Annotated in this window: 2 protein-coding genes; both read left to right on the top strand. The window is 73.3% G+C overall.

From position 1 onward, the window contains the following. Positions 1–3 precede the first annotated feature (3 nt). Complete coding sequence (locus E1265_RS35495) at positions 4–1,596, top strand: ABC transporter substrate-binding protein (RefSeq protein WP_132935065.1); 1,593 nt, start codon at positions 4–6, stop codon at positions 1,594–1,596. Further along, the gene (locus tag E1265_RS35490) at positions 1,584–2,531 is read left to right on the top strand and encodes an ABC transporter permease (protein ID WP_207931343.1); all 948 of its coding nucleotides are present in this window, start codon (positions 1,584–1,586) and stop codon (positions 2,529–2,531) included. Before E1265_RS35495 ends, E1265_RS35490 begins: the two co-directional genes overlap by 13 nt. Positions 2,532–2,557: the final 26 nt, after the last annotated feature.

Raw genomic sequence — 2,557 nt, 5'->3', positions numbered from 1 at the left:
GCCATGCCTCGAACCCCCGCCAACCACCCGCACCACGCCCCGCGCCGGCGCAGCCTGCTGGCCGCCGCCGGCCTCGTCTCCGCCGCCGTCTCCCTCGGCCCGCTCACGGGCTGCGGCAGCGGCGCCCGCACCGCGACTGACCAGTCGGGCGAGGACGAACAGCCCCGCCGCGGCGGCCGGTTGCGGGCCACGTTCGCCGGCGGCGGCGCCAACGAGACCCTCGACCCGCACCGCGCCAACCTCTTCGTCGACGTCGTGCGCGCCAAGGCCGTCTTCGACAAGCTCGCCGACTACGCCGACGACATGTCGGCCGAACCACGCCTCGCCGAGTCCTGGGAGCCCAACGGCTCCCTCGACCGCTGGCGCGTCAGCCTGCGCGACGCCGCCTTCCACGACGGTCGCCGGGTCACCGCCGCCGACGTGCTGTACAGCTTCCGGCGCATCGCGGACCCGGACGACACCTTCCGCGCCAAGGCCGACCTCGAACTCATCGACCTGGACGCCAGCGGCGCCGAGGGCGACCGGGTCGTCGAGTTCCGACTCAAGCGCCCCTCGGCCGACTTCCCCGCCGTACTCGCCACCTTCGGCGCCTACGTCGTCCCCGAGGGGACCACCGACTTCGACCGGCCCGTCGGCTCGGGACCGTTCCGCCTGACGTCGTTCGCACCCGGCCGCTCGGCCGAGTACGAGCGCAACGACGACTACTGGGACGGCGCCCCCTACCTCGACGCCCTGGAGATCACCGTCGCCAACGAGGAGTCGGCGCGCGTCAACGCCCTGCTCGGGGGACAGGTCGAGTACGCCCACGAGCTCAACCCCGCCACCGCCCGCGCGCACGAGGACGCCGGCCAGGTGAGGATCGTCCGGCTCGCCAACAGCGCCATGCAGGCCTTCGTGATGAAGACGGACCGGCCGCCGTTCGACGACCCACGGGTACGCCAGGCGTTCTTCCTCATCGCCGACCGCCAGGAGCTGATCGACGGTGCCCTCTCCGGCGCCGGGGAGGTCGGGAACGACCTCTTCGGCAGGGGCTACCAGTACTACGCCGACAGCCTCCCGCAGCGCCGGCAGGACCTCGCCCGGGCGCGCGAACTGCTGCGCGCCGCCGGCGCGGAGAACCTGGAGGTCACCCTCGACACCTCCGACGTCGCCATGGGGTTCACCGAGGCCGCCGCCATCTTCCGGGACCAGGCCGCCGCCGCCGGGGTCACCGTCACCGTGCGCACCGGCAACCCGGACAGCTACTGGGCCGACATCCTGGACTCCGGCACCCTCGCCTGCTACCGCTCGGGCGCCATGCCCATCGGCACCCACATCTCCCAGCGCCTCCTTCGCGACTCGCCCACCAACGCGACCCAGTGGCGGCGTGCCGACTTCGACGAGCTCTACCAGCAGACCCAGGCCACGGCCGACGAGGCCGAACGCACCGGCCTCTACGAGCGCCTGCAGCGCCAACTGCACGACGAGGGCGGCTTCCTCGTCTGGGGCTTCGCCGACTGGATCCTGGGCACCGCCAACCACGTGCGCGGTGTCTCGCCGACCGCACCCGCCAATTCCCTGGACTGGGCACGTTTCGACAAGGTCTGGCTCGCGTGACGACTTTCGTGGCGCGGCGGCTGTCGCTCGGCTGCGCCCAGATACTCGCCGTCGCCGCGCTGATCTTCGTGCTCACCGAGGCGCTGCCGGGCGACGCCGCCGTCGCCCTCGCCGGCGACCAGCCGGACCCGGACCGGATCGCCGCCATCCGGGAGGCGATGGACCTCGACCGGCCGGCGCCGGAACGGTTCCTCGACTGGCTGGCCGGTCTCGCGCGGGGCGATCTGGGCGTCTCCCTGGTCTCGACGCGCCCGGTCAGCGACCACCTGTCCGGTGCCGTCGGGCCCACCCTGCTGCTCGCCGGGCTCACCCTGGCCCTGCTCCTCCCAATCGCGCTTGGGCTGGGCGTACTCGCGGCGCGCCACGAGGGCGGGCCCGTCGACCGGGGGGTCAGCGCCGCCACCCTGGCGGTCTACGCGGTGCCCGAGTTCGCGCTCGGCGTGCTGCTCGTCCTCGTCTTCGCCCTCCGCCTCGGCTGGCTGCCGCCCACCGCCCTCGGCAGCGACCCGCTGGCTCAACCCGCCGTGCTGGTGTTGCCGGTGCTGGTGCTGCTTGCCAGGCCCGTCTGCTCCATCAGTCGACTGGTGCGCGCCGGCATGATTGACGCCTTGGCCGCGCCCTACACCGCCCAGGCCCTGCGGTACGGCGTCGCACCCGCCCGCGTCAGGTACGCACACGCCCTGCCCAACGCGATCGCCCCGGCCACCCAGCAACTCGCCCGCACCATCGACTGGCTGCTTGGCGGGGTCGTCGTGGTCGAGGCGCTGTTCGTCATACCGGGTCTCGGCAGCGTGCTCATGGACGCGGTGGCCGCGCGCGACGTGCCGGTGATGCAGGGCCTGGCCCTGGTGTTCGGCACCGTCACCGTGCTCCTCAACCTCGGCGCCGACCTGGTGACCCACCGGCTGGTGCCAAGGAGTGAGGCCGCCGCGTGAAACGCCTCCGTTCCCCTGCCGTCCCC

Source organism: Streptomyces sp. 8K308, from assembly GCF_004348315.1.
Classification (GTDB): Bacteria; Actinomycetota; Actinomycetes; order Streptomycetales; family Streptomycetaceae; genus Streptomyces.
The sequence above is the reverse complement of the archived record's forward strand: the minus strand, read 5'-3'. Positions and strand labels throughout refer to the sequence as shown.